Source organism: Streptomyces hokutonensis (genome assembly GCF_042751305.1).
Classification (GTDB): domain Bacteria; phylum Actinomycetota; class Actinomycetes; order Streptomycetales; family Streptomycetaceae; genus Streptomyces; species Streptomyces hokutonensis_A.
This window is the reverse complement of the sequence record NZ_JBHYWD010000012.1, coordinates 95,104-119,710: the sequence shown is the minus strand read 5'-3', so window position 1 is coordinate 119,710 and position 24,607 is coordinate 95,104. Positions and strand designations below refer to the sequence as shown.

Here is a 24,607-nt window from a genome sequence, read left to right as displayed (position 1 = left end):
TTGGGTCACTTGGAAGGTTCACAGTGCGTGGAGTCCCGCCTGTTGAACAGTACGTATCGCGTCCATGACAAATGAGCACACAGCAAGAGACCCGTTGCTTCGAGAGCAACGGGTCTCAGCCAGGGTCGGTTACGCCGGTCAAACGATCTTCACCCCGAAGGGACGATCAGCGCGCCGGCCCACTTCAGAAGGGCTTGAACTCCTCGAACTCCTGCGCCGCCTCGTCCCGCTCGGCCTGCTTGTCGCGACGTCGCTGCGTCGCGGGCCGCGGCTCGTCGAGCCGGTGGTCCTCGCCACGCCGGCCCAGCATCTCGGCACCGGCCATGACGGTCGGCTCCCAGTCGAAGACGACCGCGTTGTCCTCGGGGCCGATCGCGACGCCGTCGCCGGAGCGGGCGCCCGCCTTCATCAACTCCGCCTCCACACCGAGGCGGTTGAGCCGGTCGGCGAGATAGCCGACGGCCTCGTCGTTGTTGAAGTCGGTCTGGCGGACCCAGCGTTCGGGCTTCTCGCCGCGTACGCGGAAGAGGCCGTCCTCCTCCAGTACGACGGTGAAGCCGCTGTCGTCGACCGCCTTCGGGCGGATGACGATCCGGGTCGCCTCCTCCTTCGGCTTCGCGGCGCGCGACGCGGCGACGAACTCCGCGATGGCGAAGGACAGTTCACGCAGTCCGGTGTGGGCGACGGCCGACACCTCGAAGACGCGGTAGCCGCGTGCCTCCAGGTCGGGGCGCACCATCTCGGCCAGGTCCTTGCCGTCCGGTACGTCGATCTTGTTCAGGACGACCATGCGCGGCCGGTTGCCGAGCCCGCCGTACTCCTTGAGCTCCTCCTCGATCATGTCGAGGTCGGAGATCGGGTCGCGCTCGGACTCCAGCGTCGCGGTGTCCAGGACATGCACGAGAACGCTGCACCGCTCGACGTGGCGCAGGAACTCCAGGCCCAGGCCCTTGCCCTGGCTGGCGCCGGGGATGAGTCCGGGGACGTCGGCGATCGTGTAGACGGTCTCGCCGGCCGTCACCACACCGAGGTTCGGGACCAGGGTGGTGAAGGGGTAGTCGGCGATCTTCGGCTTGGCCGCGCTCAGCACCGAGATCAGCGAGGACTTGCCGGCGCTCGGGTAGCCCACGAGAGCGACGTCGGCGACCGTCTTCAGCTCCAGGACGATGTCCTGGAGGTCACCGGGGACGCCGAGCAGCGCGAAACCGGGGGCCTTGCGGCGGGCGCTCGCGAGGGCCGCGTTGCCGAGGCCGCCCCGGCCGCCCTGCGCGGCGACGTAGGAGGTGCCGTGGCCGACCAGGTCGGCGAGGACGTTGCCCGCGCCGTCGAGGACGACCGTGCCGTCCGGCACCGGCAGGACCAGGTCCGTCCCGTCCTTGCCGGAGCGGTTGCCGCCCTCGCCGGGCTTGCCGTTGGTGGCCTTGCGGTGCGGGGAGTGGTGGTAGTCGAGCAGCGTGGTCACGGACTGGTCGACGATGAGGATGACGTCACCGCCCCTCCCGCCGTTGCCGCCGTCCGGGCCGCCGAGCGGCTTGAACTTCTCACGGTGGACGGAGGCACAGCCGTGGCCTCCGTTACCCGCGGCGACATGCAGCTCGACGCGGTCCACGAAGGTGGTCATGGGATGTGCCTCCAGTTACTTACGGGGTGTCTTTGTACTAACACGCGAAAGGCGGACCCGCTTCCCACCAGGGGAAGTGAGGTCCGCCTCGCGAAAGCTTCCGATCAGGCGACCGGAACGATGTTCACGACCTTGCGGCCACGGTGGGTACCGAACTCCACCGCACCGGCGTTCAGCGCGAACAGCGTGTCGTCGCCGCCACGGCCGACGCCCGAACCGGGGTGGAAGTGGGTGCCGCGCTGGCGGACCAGGATCTCACCCGCGTTGACGACCTGACCGCCGAAGCGCTTCACGCCGAGCCGCTGGGCATTGGAGTCGCGACCGTTCCGGGTGGACGATGCGCCCTTCTTGTGTGCCATCTCTCCTCAGTCCCTTACTTCGCAGCCGCGGGGATCTCAGTGACCTTGATCGCCGTGTACTGCTGGCGGTGGCCCTGACGACGGCGGTAACCGGTCTTGTTCTTGTAGCGAAGGATGTCGATCTTGACGCCCTTGTGGTGGTCCACGACCTCGGCCTGGACCTTGATGCCGGCCAGGACCCACGGGTCGCTGGTCACAGCGTCGCCGTCGACAACGAGCAGGGTCGAGAGCTCGACCGTGTCGCCAACCTTGGCAGTGGAAATCTTGTCAACCTCAACGATGTCGCCGACAGCAACCTTGTGCTGGCGACCACCGCTGCGCACGATGGCGTACACGCGGATCTCACTCTCTCGCTCGGGAACGGCACCCCCGCAGTCCAGCCGCCCTGCAGAGCAGACGGCCTCTCCCGGTGGAACACACCCGGGAGGAAGAGGTTTACGGGGATGTGGCGTGTCACCAGTGGACACGCCGACAGTCAAGGTTACGGGGCCGCGGCCGAACGGGTCAAACCGGGCCCGTGGGGAGTGCGACCGGTCACACGGACCGGCCGCACTCTCCGTGGGTTCAGCCCTCGTCGGTGGAGGCGGTGACGGAGGACGGGCTCGTCTGCTCCGCCGCCGCGGTCTTCTTCGACGTGGTCTTGGCGGCCTTCTTGGCCGTCGTCTTCTTCGCGGCCGTCTTCTTGGCCGCGGTCTTGGTGGCCGCCGCCTTCTTGGCGACCGCCTTCTTCGCCGGGGCCTTCTTGGCGGCCTTGCGAGCGGCCGTCTTCTTGGCCGGAGCCTCGACATCGGCCTCGGCTTCCGCGACAGCCGGGGCTGCCTCCGCCACGGTCGACGGTACGACCACGACGGCCGCCTCCTCCGACGCGGTGGGCGCGGTCGCCTTGCGCACGGCACGACGCCTCGGGCGGGCCGGAGCCGCGCTCTCGGCGGGCGCCTCGGGCTGCTCGGCCTGGACGGCCGGGGCGGGCGTCTCGACCACGACCGGTGCGGCGGCCTCGGTGACCGTCACCACGGCGGCCTCCTCGGACCCCGCCGGGGAACCGGCGGGCGCGGTCGCCTTACGGGTCGCACGACGGCGCGTACGCCCCTTGGGCGCGGCGTCGTCGACAACCTCGGCGGCCTCGGCGACAGGGGCTTCGGCAACGACCGGAGCCTCGACCACCGGGTCCTCCACGGCGACCGGCTCGGCCTGCGCGACGACGGCCGGCTCGGCCTCCTCGCGCACCTCGCGCGGCTGCCGCGAGTCACGGGACTCCCGCGACTCCGCCCTCGGCGCACCGGCCGGAGCCGACGCCCGCCGGCTCGTCCGGCGCCGCGAACGACCGCCACGGGTGGCCGCGGCCTCCGCCTCGGCGGCGCTGCTGTACAGGTCCTCGTCGGGCCGGAACTCGGTCTCCGCGAACGGCACCGGCATGGCGACCTCGGCCGCCACCTCCGCCTCGGTCTCGACCTCGTCGTCGTGCTCGTGGTCGTGCTCGTGCGTGTCGTGGCCGTCGTGCGTGTCGTGGGCGTCCTGCCCGTCGCCACCACGCCCGCGCCGCTTGCGCTTGCCGCCGCCACCGACCGAGGTCGGCTGCTCCATGTGCACGATGACACCGCGGCCGTTGCAGTGGACGCAGGTCTCGGAGAAGGACTCCAACAGGCCCTGTCCGACGCGCTTGCGGGTCATCTGCACGAGGCCCAGCGAGGTGACCTCGGCGACCTGGTGCTTCGTACGGTCGCGGCCCAGGCACTCCAGGAGCCGCCGCAGGACGAGGTCCCGGTTGGACTCCAGGACCATGTCGATGAAGTCGATGACGACGATGCCGCCCAGGTCGCGCAGCCGCAGCTGGCGCACGATCTCCTCGGCCGCCTCCAGGTTGTTCCTGGTCACGGTCTCTTCGAGGTTGCCGCCCTGACCGGTGAACTTGCCGGTGTTGACGTCGATCACGATCATCGCTTCGGTCTTGTCGATGACCAGCGAACCGCCGCTGGGCAGCCAGACCTTGCGGTCCAGCGCCTTCATCAGCTGCTCGTCGATGCGGTACGTCGCGAAGACGTCGACCTCGGAGGTCCACTTGGACAGCCGGTCGGCGAGGTCGGGGGCGACGTGCGAGACATAGCCGTGGATGGTGTCCCACGCCTCGTCACCGCTGACGATGACCTTGGTGAAGTCCTCGTTGAAGATGTCGCGCACGACGCGGACGGTCATGTCCGGCTCGCCGTACAGCAGCGACGGGGCGTTCGAACCGCCGCCGCCCTTCGCCTTCTTCTGGATGTCCTCCCACTGCGCCTGGAGGCGCTCGACGTCACGGCGCAGCTCGTCCTCGCTCGCGCCCTCGGCGGCGGTGCGCACGATGACGCCCGCGTCCTCGGGGACGATCTTCTTGAGGATGGTCTTCAGCCGGGCGCGCTCGGTGTCGGGCAGCTTGCGGCTGATGCCGGTCATCGAGCCCTCGGGGACGTACACGAGGTAGCGCCCGGGCAGGGAGACCTGGCTGGTCAGGCGGGCGCCCTTGTGCCCGATCGGGTCCTTGGTGACCTGCACGAGGACCGACTGGCCGGACTTCAGGGCGGACTCGATGCGGCGCGGCCCGTTGGCCATGCCGAGCGCCTCGAAGTTGACCTCACCGGCGTACAGGACGGCGTTGCGCCCCTTGCCGATGTCGATGAACGCGGCCTCCATGGAGGGCAGTACGTTCTGGACCTTGCCCAGGTAGACGTTGCCGACGTACGACGTCGACTGCTCCTTGTTGACGTAGTGCTCGACGAGCACGCCGTCCTCCAGGACGCCGATCTGCGTGCGCTCACCGGTCTGCCGGACGACCATCACACGCTCGACGGCCTCGCGGCGGGCCAGGAACTCGGCCTCGGTGATGATCGGGACGCGCCGGCGTCCCTGCTCACGCCCTTCGCGCCGACGCTGCTTCTTGGCTTCCAGCCGCGTCGAGCCCTTGATGGACTGCACCTCGTCGCTGGGGTGGTCGTCCTTCTTGGCGCGCGGCTCGCGGACCTTGACGACGGTGCGCTCAGGGTCGTCCGAGGACGAGACCGACTCGCTCTCGCCGCCCGAGTCACCGGCGCGACGACGCCGACGGCGCCGGCGACGGCTGCTGCTCGATCCGGAGCCGCCCTGGTCGTCGTCCGCCTCCTCGGCGTCCTCCTCGACCTGCTCAGCGGTGTCCTCGGCGTCCTCGGCTGCCTGCTCGGCGGCGTACTCCTCGCCGTCCTCGGCCTCGTCCTCACCGGTGGCGGACTCGCCGCGGCGACGACGCCGGCCGCCACGGCGACGGCGGCGGCGCGAACCGGTCTCCTCGGTGTCGTCACCGTCGGCGGAGTCCTCGGCGGCCTCGTCGGCCTCCTCCGGCTCCTCCTCGACCACGGCGGTCTCGACGACGGCCGCGGCGACGGGCTCGGCCTCGAAGGCGGCACCCCGGCGACGGCGCCGACGACGCCCGCCGGTCTCTTCCTCGACCACTTCCACGGCGACGGGCTCGGCGACGACGACCTCTTCCTCGTCGTCGTCCTCCACGGCCTCGGCGGCAGCGGCGGCGGCCCGCTCCGGCGTCTGGAACATCGGCTCGGTGAAGACGGGCGCGCGGAACACGGCCACGGCGGGACGCGCGGGCCGGCGCGGCCCCTCGTCCTCCTCGGCGGCCTTGCCGTTCTTGGGCGCGGGCGCGGAGAACCCGCCGGCCGCGGTCCGCGTGACCCGGCGCCGACGACGCGGCCCGGAGTCCTCGGCGGGAGCGTCGGCGGTGGTGTTCTGCTCCGCGGCGTCCGCGGTGGTCTCGTCGTTCACAGGGGCCTCCTCGCCCACGGGCGTCCCGGCAGGCGCGGACACACGGCGCGTGGCGCGACGACGGCTCCTGCGCGGCGCGGCATCCTCGTCGGACGCAGCGGGCGCGGCACCTTCGGTCACTTCGGTTACGGCGGCGGCAGCAGGCGCTGCGCTCGCTTCAGTCTCTTCGGCGGCTTCAGCCACTTCGGTGTTCTCGACGGCCTCGGCGGCCTGGGGCGCACCGGCGGGCGCGGAGGCGCGCCGGGTCGCACGACGGCGCGTACGCCCGGCGGGCGCAGCCTCTTCCACCGGAGCTTCGACAGCTGCGGCTTCCTCCACGACGGCCGACGCGGCAGGCTCCTCCGCCTGCTCCACCACGGCCTCGGGGGCAACGGTCCCGGCGACGACGGCCTCGGGCGCGGTCACCGTGCGGGTGGCACGGCGGCGAGTGCGGCGCGGAGCCGCGTCCTCGCCGGACACGACGGCCGCGGCCTCTTCCGCCACAGCGGTCTCAGGCGCGGCAGCGGCAACAGCCGGCACCACGATCTCGGCCGCCTCGGCCACCGCACTCGCCTCGGGCGCACCGGCGGGCGCGGACACCCGCCGAGTCGCACGACGACGCGTACGCCCAGCGGGCGCAGCCTCTTCTGCGGCTTCTACGGACTCTGCTACGACGACGGGCGCCTCGGGGGTCACCTCGGTGACCCCGACGACGCTCTCGTCGGTTTCGCTCTTCTCGTCGCTCACCTCGGCCGGTATGGCCGGAGTGGTGCTTTCGACCGCGCCCTCGGGGGCGGTCGGCGGTCCCGCCGGGCGAGACGCGGCGCGGCGCCTGCGGCGCGGCGGCAGCGTGTCGCTTGGGGTGTTGAGTTCGGAACCCTCGGTGGGTTCGGTCGGTTCGAGCATGCGGGCGTTTCTCCCGTCAGGCTCCCGGGCGCCGCGCCTGGTCCGGCATGGATGCCGGTGACGTCCGCGGCTCGCGCGTTGCGCGGTGCCGCCGTCCGGGGCGCGGGCGCCGCACGGGAGCTCTCTGTGTCCTGTCTCGCCGGTTCCGTACGCCCAGTTGCGGACGGCCTGGCGAAAGTCTTGTGGTCGGTGCGCTGCCCGACCCAGGTGGCTCCCGAGTCCGAGGGCGGCGCTACGACGTCCGTCCCTACGCGGAACCTTCCCTACGCCGGCGCCTTCGCGGCGGCAGCTTCGGCGACCGTGGGATTCCCGGTCACTGCTGCCTCGCGGTCGGGCGCGAGCGGGTCGGTCACCGTGCCGGTCTCTTCATCGAACAGCCCCTGCGCCAGCCTGGTCACCGCTACGGCGACCGGCGGCGCCAGGTCGGCCACGGCGCGAAGACCGGACAGGACGTCGTCGGGTCGAACGGCAGGCGTCACGTGCCGAACAACCAGCCGCAGTATCGCACAGGCCTGGTCGGTAGGCCTATCAGCCTGTGGACCGATCGTCTCAGAAGAGGCTTCGAGGCTCGCTACGGCAGAACGGGCGTCGAAGGTGCGCAGGCCGTTCTTGGCCATGCGCTGGACCTCGACGCTCTCGGCCGCGTTGAACGCCGCCACCGCGCGCTCGGCGTCCTCGGGAGCCACCCCGTCGAGCCGCAGCTCCCACACGGAAGCCGTGAGCCGGTCGGCGAGCCCGGAGGTCCGGGCCTCGACCGCGTCGACGATGTCGAGCCCGACGGGCATCGACTCGTCGAGCAGCTCGCGCAGCTTGTCGGGGTCGCGCTCGGCGGTGAGCGCGATCTCCAGGTATTCCGCCTCACTGCCCGTGCCGGTGGGTGCGGCATTGGCGTACGACACCTTCGGGTGCGGGGTGAACCCGGCCGAGTACGCCATCGGCACCTCGGCGCGGCGCAGCGCACGCTCGAAGGCGCGCTGGAAGTCTCGGTGGCTGGTGAACCGGAGGCGGCCGCGCTTGGTGTAGCGCAGTCGGATGCGCTGCACCGCGGGTGCGGGCGGCGGGCCTTCGGGCTGTCGCTTGCCCAGTGTCCTAGTCCTTCGTGAGAACGGTCGTACTTCTACCAAGAGTACGTGTGTCGTCGCCCATCGGTTCCCGTCGCTCCACCGGCTGCGGCTGCCGCGGCTCGCCGAAGACCATCCGCCGGAAGTCGGCGCGCGCCTGCCGGGCGGACTCGCGCGCGGCGGCCAGCGCCTGCCGGGTGACCCGGCCCACGGCGCGCGCGGCCTCGGCGGCGGGCCGCAGCACCACGTCCCGTACGACGTGTCCGACCGGGGTGAGGACGGTCCGGTAGACCCAGCTGACCGGCGCCACGAAGATCCACCGGAAGAGGGTCGCCAGTGCCCGCCCCACGGCGAGCGAGATGTGCCCGGCGATCCGCCAGGCGTGCCCGAGGGCGTCCCACACCTCCCGTCCCACGACGGCGAGGACCCGCCCGACCGGTGTCAGGACCCAGCGCCAGAGCGCGATCGCCGGCAGCACGAGCAGAATCCGGGCCGTCCAGTACAGGACGACACCGACACCCGTACCGACAGCCCTCGCCACCCACAGCAGCCCCCGCCCGCACCAGGCGAGCGCGCGCCCGACCGGGGCGAGCACCCAGGCGTACAGCCACCCGGCGGGTACGACGAGCAGATACCGCCCGAGCCGGGCCACGACGGCCGTCACCCCGTCGGCGACCCACACGCACGCGTGCCCGACGGGAGTGAGCACGCGCGCGTAGACCCACGCCAGCCCGCTCCCGATCCCGCGCGCCGTCCAGGCGAGGGCGTGCCCGAGCGGGGTCAGCACGTGCCGGTACAGCCAGACCAGGGGCACGAGGACGAGCACCTTCACGAGCCGGCCGACCGCCTTGGCGCCGGGCACGACGGCATACCGCCACAGCGCCACCACCGGCCACACGAACAACGCGCGCCCCACCGGTCGCAGCACGGTCCGCCACAGGAACCGCCCGCCGACCACCAGCGCGTCCCACACCACCCGCACCGGCACGACCAGCACGAGCACGACGATCCGCACGGGAACCCGGATCGCGACGACGAGACACCCCTCGGGCGACTGCGGCGCGGACTGCGCGGAGGGTTTCTCGAACTTCACAGGGGCGTCCATATCAGTCAGGACGCCTCAACACCCTGTACGGATGCGGTACGACGCCCTCCTCATGGGTCACGGGTACGAGTCCGCGCGGGAGACGTGGGTGTGCAGCAGCCGGGGCGAGGAGGCGAAGCCGCGGCGGGCGTACGCGGGGATCGCCCGGGGCGAGGAGTGGACGGTGACACGTTCGAGGCCGAGTTCCCGCGCGCGGCTCAGCACCGCCTCCACGAGCCGCCCGCCGACCCCGCTGTCCCGCTCGCCGGGGATCACGTACACGCACTGCAGATCACCGGAGGCCCGGCGCAGGGCGCTCGGAGTCGGCACCCGCTGGACCACGGCCAGCCAGGCCATCCCGATGACCGCGCCGTCCCGTACGACGACCATGCAGCGGTGCGAACCGGCGTGCTCCGCCGCCCAGTCGACGAAGTGCCGTACGAACTCCCCGCGGGTGGTGACGGGTTGGTCGCCGCCCTCCAGAATCCACTGCCACCGCAGCTCCGCGACGGCGCCCAGCTGGGCGGGTTCGGCGGGGCGGATCATGAAGTCGTCCACCCGTGCATTGTGCGGCAGTTCAGCGGTCGTCGGCAGGGGGCGCCAGCAGCGCGTCGACGATCTGCCGCAGGGGCGCGGCCAGTTGACCGGCGGTCGCGTCGCGCAGGGGCCGCAGCCCTACGGCGGACCGTACGACGGCGACGCCCACGCCCAGCGCGACCAGGAGCTGTGCCCGCAGCAGCCGTTCGTCGTCGTCCTCCCCCGCCGGCCCCCCGCCGGACGCTTCGAGGATCTGGCGGACGAACTCGTCGAGGGCCTTGTGGCGCAGCGCGTCCACGCGCTCGTCGCCGGAGCCGCGCAGCAGCATCAGCACGGGGTGCTCGCCGAACTCCGGCCAGGCGCCGGCGGAGAGTTGGTGACTGAGTGCCTCTGCGAGACCTTCCCGGTCCTGCGGGAAGGTCTCATCCCGGCCCAGGAATCGGGGAGTTGAGGCCAGCGCCGCCTTGAAGAGCCCTTCCTTCGAGTCGAAGTACCGCTTGATGAGCGCCAGGTTGACCCCGACGTCGGCGGCCACGTCCCGCAGCGTCGTGCGGTCGTACCCGAGCCGGGTGAACCGGCTGCTCGCGGCCTCCAGGAGGGCCTGCCGGGTCGCCGCCGCGTCCCGCCGCCGGGGTCCGTCGGCCTCACTCGTCTCCACCGGCAGCCTCCTCGGACAGGTCAAGTAATCACTCGTTGACATGACTACAGGGCATGGTTACGTTAAGCAAGTAATCACGTGATGACTTAGCCCGCCCGCCTGAGGTGTGCCCTCTCACGTGTGCCCCCTCCCGTCCTGCCCTCCCGTCCGAAAGGACAACGGTGTCCAAGCAAGCCCTCCTCGTCATGGACGTCCAGCGCGTCGTCGTCGACCGCTACCCCGACCCGGCCTATCTGCCGCGCCTGCGCAAGGCGATCGACGCGGCCCGCGCGGACGGCGTCCCCGTGATCTACGTGACCGTCGGCTTCCGCCCCGGCGCCCCGGAGGTCAGCGCCCGCAACAAGATGTTCGGCAGGCTCGCGGGCGTCCAGATGCCGGCGGCCGCCGCCCAGGCCAACGAGATCCACCCGGACGTGGCGCCCGAACCCGGCGACATCCTCGTCACCAAGCGCCGCGTCAGCGCGTTCGCCGGCAGCGACCTCGACATGGTGCTGCGGGCCAACGACATCGACCACCTGGTCCTGACGGGCATCGCCACCGGCGGTGTCGTCCTGTCGACGCTCCGCCAGGCGTCCGATCTGGACTTCACCCTCACCGTCCTGTCCGACGGCTGCCTCGACAAAGACCCGGAGGTGCACCAGGTCCTCACGGAGAAGGTGTTCCCGATGCAGGCCGACGTCACGACGGTGGCGGAGTGGGTCGCCGCGCACTGAACTCCCTATATTGATCCCCGTACTTGACGCCGGTATCCGATGCGCGGAGTCAACGTCGGTGCGATCCGGGGGGATTGAGCGCTCGTGCGACCAGACAGAACACTCGGGGCGGCAGTGGCCGCCGCCCTCTGCGCCGTAACCGTACTGTTTCTCGGCGGCTGCGGGACGCAGGTGGCCGGTGACGCGAGCGGAGCGACGCCGACCGCGTCGATCCCCTGGACCACGATGGAGCCCTCCGCGGTCACCGCGGCCCAACTCGCCGGGGACCAGCGCACGTTGACCTTGACCGCACGGGTACCCGACGGCAAGCACCCGTGCGTACGGGCGCTCAAGGCCGCGCTCACCGCCTCCGAGCGGAACATCCTGTGGGTCCAGATCACCTACTCCTCCCCGTCGGGGGACAGGAGCTCCGGCTGCACCGGGGAACGTACGGCCTCGACGCGACTCCGGTTGCCCAAGCCCCTGGGCAACCAGAAACTGGTCGTGGACCAGGACACCCAATTCACCGCGGACGGCGCCAAGTTGCCCGCACTGCGCCTGTGCGGCGAACTCGGCTGCAACCCGCCGGCCACCGGTTGCACCACCGCCTCCTACGAGCAGGCGATGATCGCGGCCGACGCTCCCGAGCACAGCTACCGCGACGCCGAACACTGCGACGGCAAGTGGCTGGTCATCGACTTCTCCTGGCGTACGGGCCCGGTCTGCGGCGACACGACCGCGACCCCGTCCGGCTGCACGTCCCGCCTGGGCGACCGCGTGTTCTACCGTGCAGAACCCGCAGGCTGGAAGACGATCACCGCGAGCTCGACCGGCGGCTGCGAGGCGGTACAACGCGCGGAGCCCAAGTTCCCCACGGCACTGTGCGCGACACTGGCCCCGCTCTCCGCGTCCCTGCACCCGAGCTACCCGCCGCAGTCGGCTTCCGCGACCGCGACCGCGCCCACCCCGTAATCTTGGTCAACACACGCCAAGAACGGGGGAGTTCACGCGATGGCGAAACCGGTACGCGCCGCGCTGGGTGACGGCATCTGGCTCAACTGCCAGGTCTGCCAAGGGGATCTGTTCCGCGAGCGGGGCGTCCTGCTCAACAGCACCGGCATGGAGTTCATGAAGCTGGGCTGGGCCGACGAGAACGCCACCGGCCTGATCTGCTGGCGGTGCGGGTACGTCCACTTGTTCGTGAACAGGGACATCAAGCTCTACCGGGCCGACAAGTAACGAGCGCCTACCTCTTCCTGCCCCTGGCCGCCTTGCCCGCCCGGGAGACCTTCGGTCTGCGTGCGGGGATCGTGGTGAGGTGCGGGGCGGAGAACTCCCGGTTGGCCAGGGTCTGTTGGCGGACGGTGGTGGGCAGGTCCGGCAGGGCCAGGAGTCTGTCGCACGCCTCGACGGAGGCCGCGAACTCGCCCACCCAGTAGGCGGTGATCGAGAACTCGAAGAGGAGCCCCCACCGGTACACCCAGGGTCTGGTGAAGAGCAGGTCGTCGGGTTCCGGTCTGCCGACCGCGTCGGCGAGCAGGGCGTACGCGGTGCGGTAGCGGCCGGCGAGGCGCAGACGGGACGCCAACTCGTAGCAGGCTTCCAGCCGTTGGGGGCGTCCGTCCCACGCCCGGGAGAACGCGTCCATCGCGCCCGGCCAGTCGTCGGTCCGCTCCGCCCGCAGGACGCCGGCTTCCAGGAGCGAGCAGTAGACCTCCTCGCCCCAGCCGCCCATCCGGGCGCGACGCTCGTAGAGGGCGATCGCCTCCTCCGCGTGCCCGAGGTCGCGTTCGGTGTTGGCGAGGTAGAAGACGGTGCGCGGGTTGTCGGGGTCGCGGTCCAGTTCGCGCCGGAGCAGGCGGGCGTCCCGCTCGAACTTGTCGCCGCGGCAACCGCCGTCGGCCTGGTCCTCGATGACGAGGGCGCCCAGGTTCTCCTGGGTGTCGGGCTCGTCGGTGCACGGGTACTCGTGCGTGACACCCTCGTAGCGCCACAGCCAGTCGCCCCGCATCAGATGCTTGAACCGGTGCTGGGTGCCGGGGCCGTCGTAGCGCAGCATGTACGACCCGGCCGTCAGCCGCGGCAGCGGGGCGTCCTGCCGCAGGACGTGGTCGGCGTCGAGGGTGAGCAGGTAGTCGGCCCTGCCGTGGGCGAGCTGGATGTTCCGGGTGCGGTTGTGCCCGAAGTCGACCCAGGATTCCTCGTGGAGTTCGCCCGGGACACCGTCCAGCACCTTGCGGATCAGGTCCTGCGTGCCGTCCGTGGAACCGGTGTCGGAGATCACCCAGTAGTCGATGAGCGGGCGCACGGCCTCCAGACAGCGCTCGATCACGAGCGACTCGTTCTTGACGATCATGCACAGGCAGAGAGTCTGCTGCTGCTTCACGGCCTCACCCGTCCCGGACTCTGACGTCCCGTCGGAAACACGCGCGCCACAGTGACACGCAGCCGCTCCTCAGCCGTCCATCCACGCGGAGGACCGCGCCCGAGAGCCCCCGAACAGCGGCGGCTTAGCCCGGACGGCTGATCACAGGTAAAAAATGCCCCATCAGAACGCATCGATTAGTCCGATACGACGACAAATGGGCGCGTTCCGAACGGCTACGGGGGTCCCCGCGGTTGGCCCGGGTCAAGCTCGCACTCGCACTCGGATTCGGGGCATCACCCGAACCGGTCGAAAAGGGAGCACGAAGATGAAGATGAGGATGAGTTCCGAGTTCCGGACAGCGCCACTGGGACCGCTGGCCCGGGACCGGTTCAAGAAGGCGGGCATGGTCGCCTCGCTGTCGCTGGTTCTGGCGGCCGGAGTCGTCGATCCGGCCGCCGCGGCCGCTCGCGGCATGACCGACCAGACGAGAGCGGCCGCCGGTAACGGCGGCGATCACTGCAAACCGAACCACCACCACAAGTCACGCGTGACCGAGGGCGGGGGCAAGGGCGACTGCAAGGGACCGACCGGGCCCACCGGCCCGAAGGGCACCACGGGAGCCACCGGCCCGACCGGACCCACGGGACCGACGGGTGCCACGGGAGCGACCGGAACCGGCACGCCTGGCACACCCGGTGTCACCGGCCCCACCGGCCCCACGGGCCCCTCCGGGGGCACACCCGGTGCGACCGGAGCCACCGGAGCAACAGGCACGCAGGGCCCCACGGGCCCCACGGGCCCGACCGGACCCATGGGAGTCACGGGCGCGACCGGTGCCACCGGGGCAACAGGCACCGCCGCTCCCTGCTCCGACATCGACGCCCAGCAGGACTCGAACAACTTCGAGCTGCGAGCCGCGCTGACCGGTGGAAAGACCTACGCGGGTATCCACGACCTCCGGGGCACCAACCCCCGCAACTTCCTCTGGACCGACCTCAGCACCCACGCCAACTACCCGGCGGGCGACGCGGCCGGCACCCCGTGCGGAGTCGCCATCAACGGGCACAGCGCCAACGCGGGGGAGCCCATCAAGATCGACGTCATGACGACCACGGGCCAGGTCTGGGAGACCACCTGCGTCGAGGTCAACAGCACCAACCCCGCCACGCTGAACTGCAACACCGGGAACACCCCCAACCCCTGGACCAAGGTGACACTCCAGCCGTCGCCAACGGTCACCAACGGCGGGGTGTGACAACCCCGCACCACACGAGGACAACACGCGGAAAAGGGGTGCCCGGAGGTCAGCCGACAGACCTCCGGGCACCCCCGCGACCAGGCCCCGGGCCCCCGCCCCGCACGACCCCCGGCAATCACGTCAGTGCGCGTGCCCGCCACCCGTCCCCGCGGGCTGCTTCACGGTCAGCGGCAGCAGCTTCTTCCCGGTCGGGCCGATCTGGATGGACGTGTCCATCTGCGGGCACACCCCGCAGTCGAAGCACGGCGTCCACCGGCAGTCCTCGACCTCTGTCTCGTCGAGGGCGTCCTGCCAGTCCTCCCAGAGCCAGTCCTTGTCGAGGCCGGAGTCGAGGTGGTCCCAGGGGAGGACCTCCTCGTAGGTCTTCTCGCGGGTGGTGTACCAGTCGACGTCGACACCGAACGCGGGCAGCGTCTTCTCGGCGCAGCGCATCCAGCGCTCGTAGGAGAAGTGCTCGCGCCAGCCGTCGAAACGGCCGCCGTCCTCGTAGACCGCGCGGATGACCGCGCCGATGCGGCGGTCGCCGCGGGAGAGCAGGCCCTCGACGATGCCGGGCTTGCCGTCGTGGTAGCGGAAGCCGATCGAGCGGCCGTACTTCTTGTCGCCGCGGATCTTGTCACGGAGCTTGGCGAGGCGGGCGTCCGTCTCCTCCGCCGAGAGCTGCGGGGCCCACTGGAAGGGGGTGTGGGGCTTGGGGACGAAGCCGCCGATCGAGACCGTGCAGCGGATGTCGTTCTGGCCGGAGACCTTGCGGCCCTCGGCGATCACGTTCATCGCCATGTCGGCGATCTGAAGGACATCCTCGTCGGTCTCGGTCGGCAAACCGCACATGAAGTACAGCTTCACCTGGCGCCAGCCGTTGCCGTACGCCGTCGAGACCGTGCGGATGAGGTCCTCCTCCGAGACCATCTTGTTGATGACCTTGCGGAGGCGTTCCGAGCCGCCCTCGGGGGCGAAGGTGAGGCCGGAGCGGCGGCCGTTGCGCGTGAGTTCGTTGGCCAGGTCGACGTTGAAGGCGTCCACGCGGGTCGACGGGAGGGACAGGCCGATCTTGTCCTCGGTGTACCGGTCCGCCAGGCCCTTCGCGATGTCGCCGATCTCCGAGTGGTCGGCCGAGGAGAGGGAGAGGAGGCCGACCTCCTCGAAGCCCGTCGCCTTCAGGCCTTTCTCGACCATCTCGCCGATGCCCGTGATCGACCGCTCCCGCACCGGGCGGGTGATCATGCCCGCCTGGCAGAAGCGGCAGCCGCGCGTGCAGCCGCGGAAGATCTCGACCGACATGCGCTCGTGGACCGTCTCGGCGAGCGGGACCAGGGGCTGCTTCGGGTACGGCCATTCGTCGAGGTCCATGACCGTGTGCTTCGACACACGCCACGGGACGCCCGACTTGTTGGGGACCACGCGTGCGATACGGGCGTCCGGCAGGTACTCGACGTCGTAGAACGCCGGGATGTACACCGAGCCCGTCTTCGCGAGGCGGAAGAGGACCTCCTCGCGCCCGCCCGGGCGGCCCTCGGCCTTCCAGGTGCGGATGATCTTCGTCATGTCGAGGACGGCCTGTTCGCCGTCGCCGATGATCACCGCGTCGATGAAGTCCGCGATCGGTTCGGGGTTGAAGGCCGCGTGGCCGCCCGCCAGCACGATCGGGTCGTCGAGCGTCCGGTCCTTCGACTCCAGCGGGATGCCCGCCAGGTCCAGGGCCGTCAGCATGTTCGTGTAGCCGAGTTCGGTGGAGAAGCTGAGCCCGAACACGTCGAAGGCGCCGACCGGGCGGTGGCTGTCGACCGTGAACTGCGGGACGCGGTGCTCCCGCATCAGCGCCTCCAGGTCCGGCCACACGCTGTACGTGCGCTCGGCGAGGACGCCCTCCTGCTCGTTCAGGACCTCGTAGAGGATCATGACGCCCTGGTTGGGCAGGCCGACCTCGTACGCGTCCGGGTACATCAGCGCCCAGCGGACGTCGCACGACTCCCACGGCTTGACGGTGGAGTTGAGCTCGCCGCCGACGTACTGGATCGGCTTCTGCACATGCGGGAGCAGGGCTTCGAGCTGCGGAAACACGGACTCTGCGGCCGCAGCGACTTCGGCAGGCATCTCGCGAACCTTCGTGAGCGGTACTGAACGGACGGGTGACCATCCAGACTAACGCGAACCCGGAGTTCCCCCGTACGGCTCAGCCGGGCACCCCGGCCCCGATCTCCTCCCACATCCCCGGCAGCGCGGCCTCCACGGCCGCCGCCCGCTGCTCCTCCCGCCCGTACAGCACGCCGTACGTGAACGAGCTCTCCCCCGCCGCGTGCGCCACCGCGGACAGCTCCCGCAGGGTCTCGCGGACCATCACGCTGTCCTGGTGCTCGCCGAGCAGGCTGGTCAGGGACTTCATGGACTTGGCCAGCCCACGGGCCGGAGCGCCGAGCGCGGGGCTCGCCGCCTCCGCCGCGTACCGGGTGCGCTTCGCCTTCTTGCGGGCCTCGTGCAGCGCGAGGTCGCGGTCCGCGCCGGGCGGGGCCTCCATCGCCTCCTCGACCAGCGCCGACACCTTCCCGAAGTCCTTGCGTACGGCCTTGCCGATCACCTTCTCCGGGGTGCCGGCCGCGTCCGGCAGCAGCGGCGGCTCGGCCACCAGCGCGTCCAGGGTGTCGAGCAGCGCGAGATACCGCTTGGAGTCCAGGACGCCGGTCAGCCGTCGGCGCGAACCGCCGCGCCGGGCGTTGGCCCAGGTGCGCATCCGGGTGCGGATCGGGCCGGAGACCAGGGTGCGGGGCAGTTCGGCGAGGACGGTGGTCAGGCGCTCGGTCATCACTTCCCGGTCCCGGTCCACACCCAACTCGCCTGCCAGCCACTTCAGTTCCTCGCCGACCGGGTCGGTGACCGTGCGGTCTAGCACCTTGCCGTAGGAGCGGAACGCGCTGCGCAGCCGGCGGGTGGCGACCCGCATGCGGTGCACGGAGTCGTAGGCGTCCTGCCGTACGGCGGGGTCGAGTTCGAGGATCGCGTCGCGCTGGGCGCGGACGTAGGCGAGGACGTGGTCGCCGGCGGTCTCCGGCTCGGGCGGCGGCGACACGGGCACCTTGCGCTTCTTCTGCTTCTTCGGGGCGGTCTCCGAAAGCGCTCTGGCGAGCTTGGAAACAGACGACGACGGTCGTACGCCCGCCTTGCGCAACCGCTTCTCCACCTTGTCGAGGAAGACCGGGTCGCCGTCGTCGGCGAGTTCGACCTCGATCTCGGTCCACTGGGCGGTGGCGCCGCCGTCGGTGAGGCGTTCGGCGTGTACGGCGTCCACGCTGACCTCGGCGAGCAGCGCGCCGTCCGCGTCCACGAGATGGCGTACGTCCCGGTCGGAGCGGAGCCGGACCACGGGCAGCAGTTCGGCCTCGCGGACCCGGGAGCGGACCAGGCCGGCGAGGGTGCGCGGCACGGTGTCGGAGAGCGGCTCGTGGATCTCGTCGCGGACCCCGGGCTCGACCGGCAGCTTCAGGTGCCAGCCCGCGTCGGAACCGCCGGTGCGGCGGCGCAGGGTCATCGAAGCCCTGGCCAGGCGCTCGTCGGCCGTGTCGTAGTAGACCGCGTCCAGGTTCACGACGCCCTTGTCGATGACGGTCTCGACCCCGGCGACGCCGGTCAGATCGGGCAGACCGCTCTCGTCGGACTCGTACTTACGCTCGATCTCGCGCTTTGTGTCCGCCATGAACCGAATCTAGTTGCTGACGAGCCGGGATGGCAGAGGGCGTCCGAAATGAACCCCCGGGAAACTCGGGAAATTGGGGAGGTAACGACCGGGCGAAATTGCGCCTATGCGGACATCGGGCGCTGCACTCGGATCGACTGGAGCAGACCCACCGCGATCCACACCGCGAACATCGACGTTCCGCCGTAGGACACGAAGGGCAGTGGCAGGCCGGTGACGGGCATGATGCCGAGGGTCATGCCGACGTTCTCGAAGGACTGGAAGGCGAACCAGGCGACGACTCCGGCGGCGACGATCGTGCCGTAGAGCTCGGTCGAGTCGCGGGCGATGCGGCAGGCGCGCCACAGGACCACGCCCAGGAGGAGGAGGATCAGGCCCGCGCCGACGAAGCCCAGTTCCTCGCCCGCGACCGTGAAGACGAAGTCGGTCTGCTGTTCGGGGACGAACTGGCCGGTCGTCTGCGAGCCGTGGAAGAGGCCCTCGCCGGTGAGGCCGCCGGAGCCGATCGCGATGCGGGCCTGGTTGGTGTTGTAGCCGACGCCGGCCGGGTCGAGGCTCGGGTTGGCGAAGGCGGCGAAGCGGGCGATCTGGTACTCGTCCAGGATGTGCAGCTGCCACACCGCTACCGCGCCGATCGCGCCCACGCCCAGCAGTCCGAAGACCCAGCGGTTGGAGGCGCCGGAGGCCAGCAGCACACCGAGCACGATGATGACCATGACCATGACCGACCCGAGGTCGGGCATCAGCATGACGATCATCATCGGGACGGAGGCCAGGCCCAGGGCCTGGAGGACCGTGCGGTGGTCGGGGTAGGGCTTGTCGCCCGCGTCGACCCGGGCGGCCAGCACCATCGCCATGCCCAGGATGATCGTGATCTTCACGAACTCCGAGGGCTGGAGCGAGAAGCCGCCGCCGAGCACGATCCAGGAGTGCGCGCCGTTGACCGTGGAGCCGAGCGGGGTGAGCACCAGCAGGATGCCGAACACCGAGGCGCCGTACAGGAAGGGGACGACCACGCGCAGGGTGCGGTGGCCGACCCAGATCACGCCGATCATCAGGCCGATGCCGATGCCGGTGTTCATCAGGTGCCGGATCAGGAAGTAGTACTGGTCGCCCTGGTTGATCTCGGTGCGGTTGCGGGTCGCCGAGAAGACCAGCACCGAACCGATCAGGGACAGCCCGACGGCCGACAGCAGTATCGGCCAGTCGAGGCGGCGGGCCAGCGAGTCACGGGCGAAGACCCGCGTCCAGCCGGCCCGCTCGGGGCCGTATCCGGAGACGGAGAAGCTGTTGCCGGTCATGTGAGCATCCTCCGGCTTCCCCTTCTGCGCGGGCGCCTGCGGGTGTTGCTGTTGGTGGGGTTCGGGGTGGGCGAGGTGGCGGGCTGCTGGGTGCCGTCGGCGGCCGTGACGCCGCCCTGGGTCGCCTGTTCCTGCTGCTTCTCCAGCTCCTTGGCCGGGTCGGCGGTGATCTTCGGAGAGGCGATCGTGCCGTCGGCGCGGACCTTCGGGAGGCTGGTCTGCGGGGAGGGCAGCAGCGCCTTCTTCTTGTCGATGGAGCCGTCGGGCTGGACGCCGTACATCGCGTTGTAGATGTTGCGCACGGCCTCACCGGAGGCGCCCGAACCGGTACCGGCCTGGGCGATCGTCATGACGACCGTGTAGTCCTTGGTGTACGTCGCGAACCAGGAGGTGGTCTGCTTGCCGTAGACCTCCGCCGTACCCGTCTTGGCGTGCAGCGTGATCTTGTCCTGCGGCCAGCCCTGGAACTTCCAGGCGGCGGTACCGCTGGTGACCACGCCCGCGAGGGCCTTGTCGATGCCCTTGTGGGTGGCCGCGCTGATCGGCAGCTTGGCCTTCACCTTCGGCTTGATCTCCTGGACCGTCTTGCCGTCGGCGCTGACGATCGCCTTGCCGATGGTCGGGACGTACTCGGTGCCGCCGTTGGCGAGGGCGCCGTAGATCATGGCCTCCTGGATCGGCGTGACGAGGGTGTCGCCCTGGCCGATGGAGTAGTTGATCGAGTCGCCCTCACGCATCTTGTTGCCCTCGAGGCAGTTCTCGTAGGCGATCTTCTGGACGTAGGTGCCGTCCTTCTTGCCGGTCTTGCACCAGTAGGCCTTGTTGGCCTCGTAGGTCTCCTGCTTCCACTTGCGGTCCGGGACGCGGCCGGTGACCTCGTTCGGGAGGTCGACGCCGGTCGTCTTGCCGAGGCCGAACTGGTGGGCCGCCTTGTAGAAGTAGTCCTTGGGCTGGCCCTTCTTCGGGTTGATGCCGCCGTCCTTCTTCCACTGGGCGTCGGCGAGACCGTAGAAGACCGTGTCGCAGGAGACCTCAAGAGCGCGGCCCAGGGAGATGGGGCCGAAGTTCTCGCCCTCGAAGTTCTTGAAGACCTGGCCGCCCACCGAGTACGAACTCGTGCAGGGGTAGCCGCCGTCCCAGGTGTAGCCGGCCTCGACCGCGGCGGCCGTGGAGACCACCTTGAACGTCGAACCGGGCGCCGACTGACCCTGTATGGCCCGATTCAGCAGCGGGTAGTCGGAGTTCTTGCCGGTGAGCTGCTTGTAGTCCTTGGCGGAGATGCCGCCGACCCAGACGTTCGGGTCGTACGTCGGCGCGGACGCCATGGCGACGATCCGGCCGGTCTTGGCCTCCATCACGACCACGGCACCGGAGTCGGCCTTGTAGTTCTCACCGGTGATCTTGTCGAACTGCTGGCGGGCGACCTTCATCGCCTTGTCGAGCTGGTACTCGGCGACCCGCTGCACACGGGCGTCGATGCTGGTGACGAGGTTCGAACCGGGCTGCGGGGCATCGGACTTGGCCTTGCCGATCACGCGGCCGAGGTTGTCGACCTCGTAGCGGGTGACGCCGGCCTTGCCGCGCAGCTCCTTGTCGTACTCGCGCTCCAGGCCCGAGCGGCCGACCTGGTCCGAGCGCAGATACGGCGAGTCGGAGTCCTTGGCCTGGGTGATCTCGTCGTCGGTGACCGGCGAGAGATAGCCGAGGACCTGGGCCGCGTTGGCGTCACCGGGGGCCGCGTAACGGCGTACGGCCTCGGGCTCGGCGGTGATGCCGGGGAAGTCCTCGGAGCGCTCGCGGATCTGGAGTGCCTGCTTGGCGGTGGCCTCGTCGGTGATCGGGATCGGCTGGTACGGCGAGCCGTTCCAGCACGGCTGCGGGGTCTTCGCGTCGCACAGCCGGACCTTCTGGATGACGTCCTCGGGCTTCAGGCCCAGCACGCCGGCCAGCTTGGTGAGGACGGCCTTGCCGTCGTCGGCCTGCTTCAGCAGGTCGGTGCGGGAGGCGGAGACCACGAGCCGGGTCTCGTTGTCCGCGAGGGGCACACCGCGCGCGTCCAGTATCGAACCGCGCACCGCGGGATCGACGACCTGCTGGACGTGGTTGCCGGACGCCTCCTTCTGGTACGCGGAGCCCTCCCGGATCTGCAGGTACCAGAGGCGCCCGCCGAGGGTGCCGAGGAGGGAGAGGACGAGGATCTGGATGACGACGAGCCTGATCTGGACCCGAGGAGTCCGTCCGGTCTCCGGAATGTTAGTCATGGGCGAAGCCCATCCCTTTGAGGGTGGTGGTGGGAGACGGGTGGGCGTTGGTCATTGGTGCTGCCTCCCCCTCTCGATGTGTGTATGAGTCATATACGACGGACCTGTGTGCCCGTACGCCAACTCCCGCGCCCTCAAAGCCGCTTGACCCCCTTGATGCGCCCGGCCCGGGCCACCCGCGCGCGAGCCGTCTTCATCCGCAGGCCGCCGCGCTGGCCGCCGATCTTCAGGCCGGTGCCGGAGGAGAGCCAACCCGATGAGATGTCGGCCGACTTGGCGGCGTTGGTCTCGGCGAGGGGGTCGTTGTCGGCGCGGCGGGCCAGCGCCATGACGCCGGGGACGACGAACGGGGCGAGCAGCAGGTCGTACAGGGCGGCCGTGAACAGCAGGCTGGGCAGGCCGACATGGCGGGCGGCGGTGTCGCCGACGAGGGCGCCGACACCGGCGTAGAGGAGGGTGGAGCCGATCGCGGCGGCGACCACGACGGCCATCGGGCCGCTCGCCGACTTGAGGCGGCCGTTCTCCGGCTTCGCGAGGCCCGCGAGGTAGCCGATGACGCAGAGCACGAGGGCGTAGCGGCCGGCCGCGTGGTCGGCGGGCGGGGCGAGGTCGGCGAGGAGTCCGGCGCCGAAGCCGATGAGGGCGCCGGTGACATGGCCGTAGACCATGGCGAGGCCGAGGACCGTGAGGAGGAGCAGGTCGGGGACGGCGCCCGGGAGGTGGAGGCGGGCGAGGACGCTCACCTGGATCACCATGGCGACGACGACCAGCGGCACGGAGAGCAGGATCCGGTTGACACGCATGGGGAAGGGCTCCTACTGCTGTTGCTGGCCGTCGACCGGCGCGTTCGCGGACGGGGTGACCGTGACGGTCACCGTCGGGATCGGGGTCGGCTTGGGCTTCGCCGGCAGGACCGTGTCGCGCGGGTCCTTCTTCGGGGCCTCCACGACCACGCCGACGATGTCGAGCTTGGTGAAGTCGACGTACGGCGTGACGTAGAGCGTGCGGGTCAGGCCGCCGCCGGAGGGGTCGACGCGGGAGACCACGCCGACCGGGACACCGGGCACGAACGGCTTGTCGGACTGCGAGCCGAAGGTGACGAGCCGGTCGCCCTTCTGCACCTCCGCCTTGCCGTTGAGGAGTTCGACGCGCAGCGGGCCGTCGCCCTCGCCGGAGGCGAAGCCGAGTTCGTCGCTGCCCTCCATGCGGGTGCCGACGGTGAAGTCGGGGTCGTTGGCGAGGAGGACGGTGGAGGCGTCGGGACCCACGGTGGTGACGCGGCCGACCAGTCCGTCGCCGTTGAGGACGGTCATGTCGCGCTTGATGCCGTCGTTGGCGCCGACGTCGATGGTGATCGTCCAGGAGAAGCTCTGCGCGGCTCCTATGGCGATGACCTGGGCGCCCTTGATGCCGTACTGGCCCTCGCCGGCCACCTTCAGCATCTTGTCCAGCTGGCCCAGGCGGCTGCGGTTGCGGTCGTCGCTGCCGAGCTTCGCCTTGAGGGCCGCGTTCTCCTTCTCCAGGAGCGCGAGCCGGTCGTGCCGCTCACCGGAGTCGCGGACCGCGGAGATCGCGTCGCCCACCGGGTTCACGGCGGACGACACGCCGTTCTCGATCGGGCCGAACACGGTGGCCGCGGCCCGGCGGGCACCCTCGACCGGCGAGTCCTGCCCTCCCCGGATGTCCACCGTGATCAACGCGAACGCGACGGCGATCAGCAGCACCAGGAGCAGCCGGCTCTCTCGTGTGTCCCTCACGTGCGGCGGCCGTGCCTTCCTCATAGAAATGTGCGGAGGTTCGGGTATGCAGGTGTGTACGAGGGCCCGTCAGATGTGGACGAAGGCCTATGACGGAGCCTATGCCTCCGTATCAACGATCCGCCGCACGAGAAGAGATCATCCCGTACGGCGGAATCGAAGTGTTACGTCATCTGCGCGGCTGGGCGTCCAGAACCTGCTGAAGCGCCTCGAACTCCTCGACGCACTTGCCGGAGCCGAGCGCCACGCTGTCCAGCGGGTCCTCCGCGATGTGGATCGGCATACCGGTCTCCCGGCGCAGCCGCTCGTCGAGACCCTTCAGCAGGGCTCCACCGCCGGTCAGAACGATTCCGCGGTCCATGATGTCCCCGGACAGCTCCGGCGGGCACTTGTCGAGGGTCGTCTTCACCGCGTCGACGATCGCGTTGACGGGCTCTTCGATCGCCTTGCGGACTTCGCCGGCGGAGATGACGACGGTCTTGGGCAGGCCGGACACCAGGTCCCGGCCGCGGATTTCGGTGTGCTGGTCGTCGTCGAGGTCGTACGCGGAACCGATCGTGATCTTGATCTGCTCAGCCGTCCGCTCACCGAGGAGGAGCGAGTACTCCTTCTTGATGTGCTGGATGATCGCGTTGTCCAACTCGTCGCCCGCGACGCGGATGGACTGGGCGGTGACGATGCCACCGAGCGAGATGACCGCGACCTCCGTGGTGCCGCCGCCGATGTCCACCACCATGTTGCCCGTCGCCTCGTGGACCGGCAGGCCGGAACCGATGGCCGCGGCCATGGGCTCCTCGATGATGTGCACCTGGCGGGCGCCGGCCTGGGACGACGCCTCGATGACGGCACGGCGCTCGACGCCCGTGATGCCCGAGGGCACACAGACGACGACACGGGGACGGGCCAGATAGCGCCGCTTGTGGATCTTCAGGATGAAGTAGCGGAGCATGCGCTCGGTGATCTCGAAGTCGGCGATGACACCGTCCTTCAGCGGACGTACGGCAACGATGTTGCCGGGCGTGCGCCCGATCATCTTCTTGGCTTCGGAGCCGACCGCGAGAATGCCACCGGTGTTGGTGTTGATCGCGACGACGGACGGCTCGTTGAGTACGATCCCGCGACCCCTGACGTACACCAGCGTGTTGGCGGTCCCGAGGTCGACAGCCATGTCACGGCCGATGAACGACATTGAGTTCCCCATCAGGATTCGTCTGGCCTTCCTGGGAGCTTTGAGGGCTTTTCAGGTCGGCGAAGTGGGTGCTGTGACGTGAAGGCTTCCATCGTAGACGCGCCA

20 protein-coding genes are annotated in these 24,607 nt (G+C 70.2%); 4 read left to right on the top strand and 16 right to left on the bottom strand.

The window, feature by feature from the left end:
• Window positions 1-184: 184 nt before the first annotated feature.
• The 8 genes from obgE to ACFXC1_RS29720 form a co-directional block, all read right to left on the bottom strand.
• A complete protein-coding gene (gene obgE / locus ACFXC1_RS29755) occupies window positions 185-1,621 on the bottom strand; it encodes a GTPase ObgE (protein ID WP_381248040.1) in 1,437 nt (478 codons plus the stop codon).
• Window positions 1,622-1,725: 104 nt separating this feature from the next.
• A complete protein-coding gene (gene rpmA / locus ACFXC1_RS29750; RefSeq protein WP_019063244.1) occupies window positions 1,726-1,980 on the bottom strand; it encodes a 50S ribosomal protein L27 in 255 nt (84 codons plus the stop codon).
• Between the two features lie 14 nt (window positions 1,981-1,994).
• On the bottom strand, window positions 1,995-2,315 hold the full coding sequence (gene rplU, locus ACFXC1_RS29745) for a 50S ribosomal protein L21 (protein ID WP_007381993.1): 321 nt from the start codon (window positions 2,313-2,315) through the stop codon (window positions 1,995-1,997).
• Between the two features lie 229 nt (window positions 2,316-2,544).
• Window positions 2,545-6,648 (bottom strand): Rne/Rng family ribonuclease, encoded by a 4,104-nt coding sequence (locus ACFXC1_RS29740; protein ID WP_381248037.1) that lies wholly within the window; start codon window positions 6,646-6,648, stop codon window positions 2,545-2,547.
• A gap of 263 nt (window positions 6,649-6,911) precedes the next feature.
• Window positions 6,912-7,691: a TIGR03936 family radical SAM-associated protein gene (locus ACFXC1_RS29735; RefSeq protein WP_019065549.1), complete on the bottom strand. Its 780-nt coding sequence runs from the start codon at window positions 7,689-7,691 to the stop codon at window positions 6,912-6,914.
• Between the two features lie 46 nt (window positions 7,692-7,737).
• The gene (locus ACFXC1_RS29730) at window positions 7,738-8,802 is read right to left on the bottom strand and encodes a hypothetical protein (RefSeq protein ID WP_381248034.1); all 1,065 of its coding nucleotides are present in this window, start codon (window positions 8,800-8,802) and stop codon (window positions 7,738-7,740) included.
• Between the two features lie 69 nt (window positions 8,803-8,871).
• Complete coding sequence (locus ACFXC1_RS29725) at window positions 8,872-9,351, bottom strand: GNAT family N-acetyltransferase (RefSeq protein ID WP_381248031.1); 480 nt, start codon at window positions 9,349-9,351, stop codon at window positions 8,872-8,874.
• Window positions 9,352-9,370: 19 nt separating this feature from the next.
• A complete protein-coding gene (locus tag ACFXC1_RS29720) occupies window positions 9,371-9,988 on the bottom strand; it encodes a TetR/AcrR family transcriptional regulator (protein WP_381248028.1) in 618 nt (205 codons plus the stop codon).
• 161 nt (window positions 9,989-10,149) lie between these two features.
• On the opposite strand from ACFXC1_RS29720, the gene ACFXC1_RS29715 reads away from it, so the two are divergent.
• The 3 genes from ACFXC1_RS29715 (at window position 10,150) to ACFXC1_RS29705 (ending at window position 11,919) form a co-directional block, all read left to right on the top strand.
• On the top strand, window positions 10,150-10,701 hold the full coding sequence (locus ACFXC1_RS29715) for a cysteine hydrolase family protein (RefSeq protein WP_381248026.1): 552 nt from the start codon (window positions 10,150-10,152) through the stop codon (window positions 10,699-10,701).
• Between the two features lie 114 nt (window positions 10,702-10,815).
• Window positions 10,816-11,652: a hypothetical protein gene (locus ACFXC1_RS29710; protein ID WP_381248426.1), complete on the top strand. Its 837-nt coding sequence runs from the start codon at window positions 10,816-10,818 to the stop codon at window positions 11,650-11,652.
• A gap of 39 nt (window positions 11,653-11,691) precedes the next feature.
• Entirely contained in the window at window positions 11,692-11,919 is a 228-nt protein-coding gene (locus ACFXC1_RS29705) for a hypothetical protein (RefSeq protein WP_359612071.1), read from the top strand.
• Between the two features lie 7 nt (window positions 11,920-11,926).
• Here the strand turns inward: ACFXC1_RS29705 and ACFXC1_RS29700 are convergent, their stop codons facing one another.
• Window positions 11,927-13,066, bottom strand: a complete 1,140-nt coding sequence (locus ACFXC1_RS29700; RefSeq protein WP_381248023.1) for a glycosyltransferase — start codon at window positions 13,064-13,066, stop codon at window positions 11,927-11,929.
• 319 nt (window positions 13,067-13,385) lie between these two features.
• Between ACFXC1_RS29700 and ACFXC1_RS29695 the strand changes: the two genes are divergently transcribed.
• On the top strand, window positions 13,386-14,303 hold the full coding sequence (locus tag ACFXC1_RS29695; RefSeq protein ID WP_381248021.1) for a hypothetical protein: 918 nt from the start codon (window positions 13,386-13,388) through the stop codon (window positions 14,301-14,303).
• A 123-nt stretch (window positions 14,304-14,426) separates the two neighbouring features.
• Here the strand turns inward: ACFXC1_RS29695 and ACFXC1_RS29690 are convergent, their stop codons facing one another.
• The 7 genes from ACFXC1_RS29690 to ACFXC1_RS29660 all read right to left on the bottom strand — a co-directional run bounded on the left by ACFXC1_RS29690 (window position 14,427) and on the right by ACFXC1_RS29660 (window position 24,502).
• The gene (locus tag ACFXC1_RS29690) at window positions 14,427-16,400 is read right to left on the bottom strand and encodes a TIGR03960 family B12-binding radical SAM protein (RefSeq protein ID WP_381248018.1); all 1,974 of its coding nucleotides are present in this window, start codon (window positions 16,398-16,400) and stop codon (window positions 14,427-14,429) included.
• A gap of 79 nt (window positions 16,401-16,479) precedes the next feature.
• Window positions 16,480-17,994, bottom strand: a complete 1,515-nt coding sequence (locus ACFXC1_RS29685; protein ID WP_381248016.1) for a CYTH and CHAD domain-containing protein — start codon at window positions 17,992-17,994, stop codon at window positions 16,480-16,482.
• Window positions 17,995-18,098: 104 nt separating this feature from the next.
• Window positions 18,099-19,295: a rod shape-determining protein RodA gene (gene rodA / locus ACFXC1_RS29680; protein ID WP_381248013.1), complete on the bottom strand. Its 1,197-nt coding sequence runs from the start codon at window positions 19,293-19,295 to the stop codon at window positions 18,099-18,101.
• Window positions 19,292-21,556 (bottom strand): penicillin-binding protein 2, encoded by a 2,265-nt coding sequence (gene mrdA / locus ACFXC1_RS29675; protein WP_381248010.1) that lies wholly within the window; start codon window positions 21,554-21,556, stop codon window positions 19,292-19,294. Before mrdA ends, rodA begins: the two co-directional genes overlap by 4 nt.
• Window positions 21,557-21,690: 134 nt before the next feature.
• Window positions 21,691-22,359, bottom strand: a complete 669-nt coding sequence (gene mreD, locus ACFXC1_RS29670) for a rod shape-determining protein MreD (RefSeq protein ID WP_381248008.1) — start codon at window positions 22,357-22,359, stop codon at window positions 21,691-21,693.
• Window positions 22,360-22,371: 12 nt separating this feature from the next.
• Window positions 22,372-23,313, bottom strand: coding sequence for a rod shape-determining protein MreC (gene mreC, locus ACFXC1_RS29665; protein ID WP_381248005.1), 942 nt, complete (start codon window positions 23,311-23,313; stop codon window positions 22,372-22,374).
• A 169-nt stretch (window positions 23,314-23,482) separates the two neighbouring features.
• Window positions 23,483-24,502, bottom strand: coding sequence for a rod shape-determining protein (locus ACFXC1_RS29660; protein ID WP_019065566.1), 1,020 nt, complete (start codon window positions 24,500-24,502; stop codon window positions 23,483-23,485).
• Window positions 24,503-24,607: the final 105 nt, after the last annotated feature.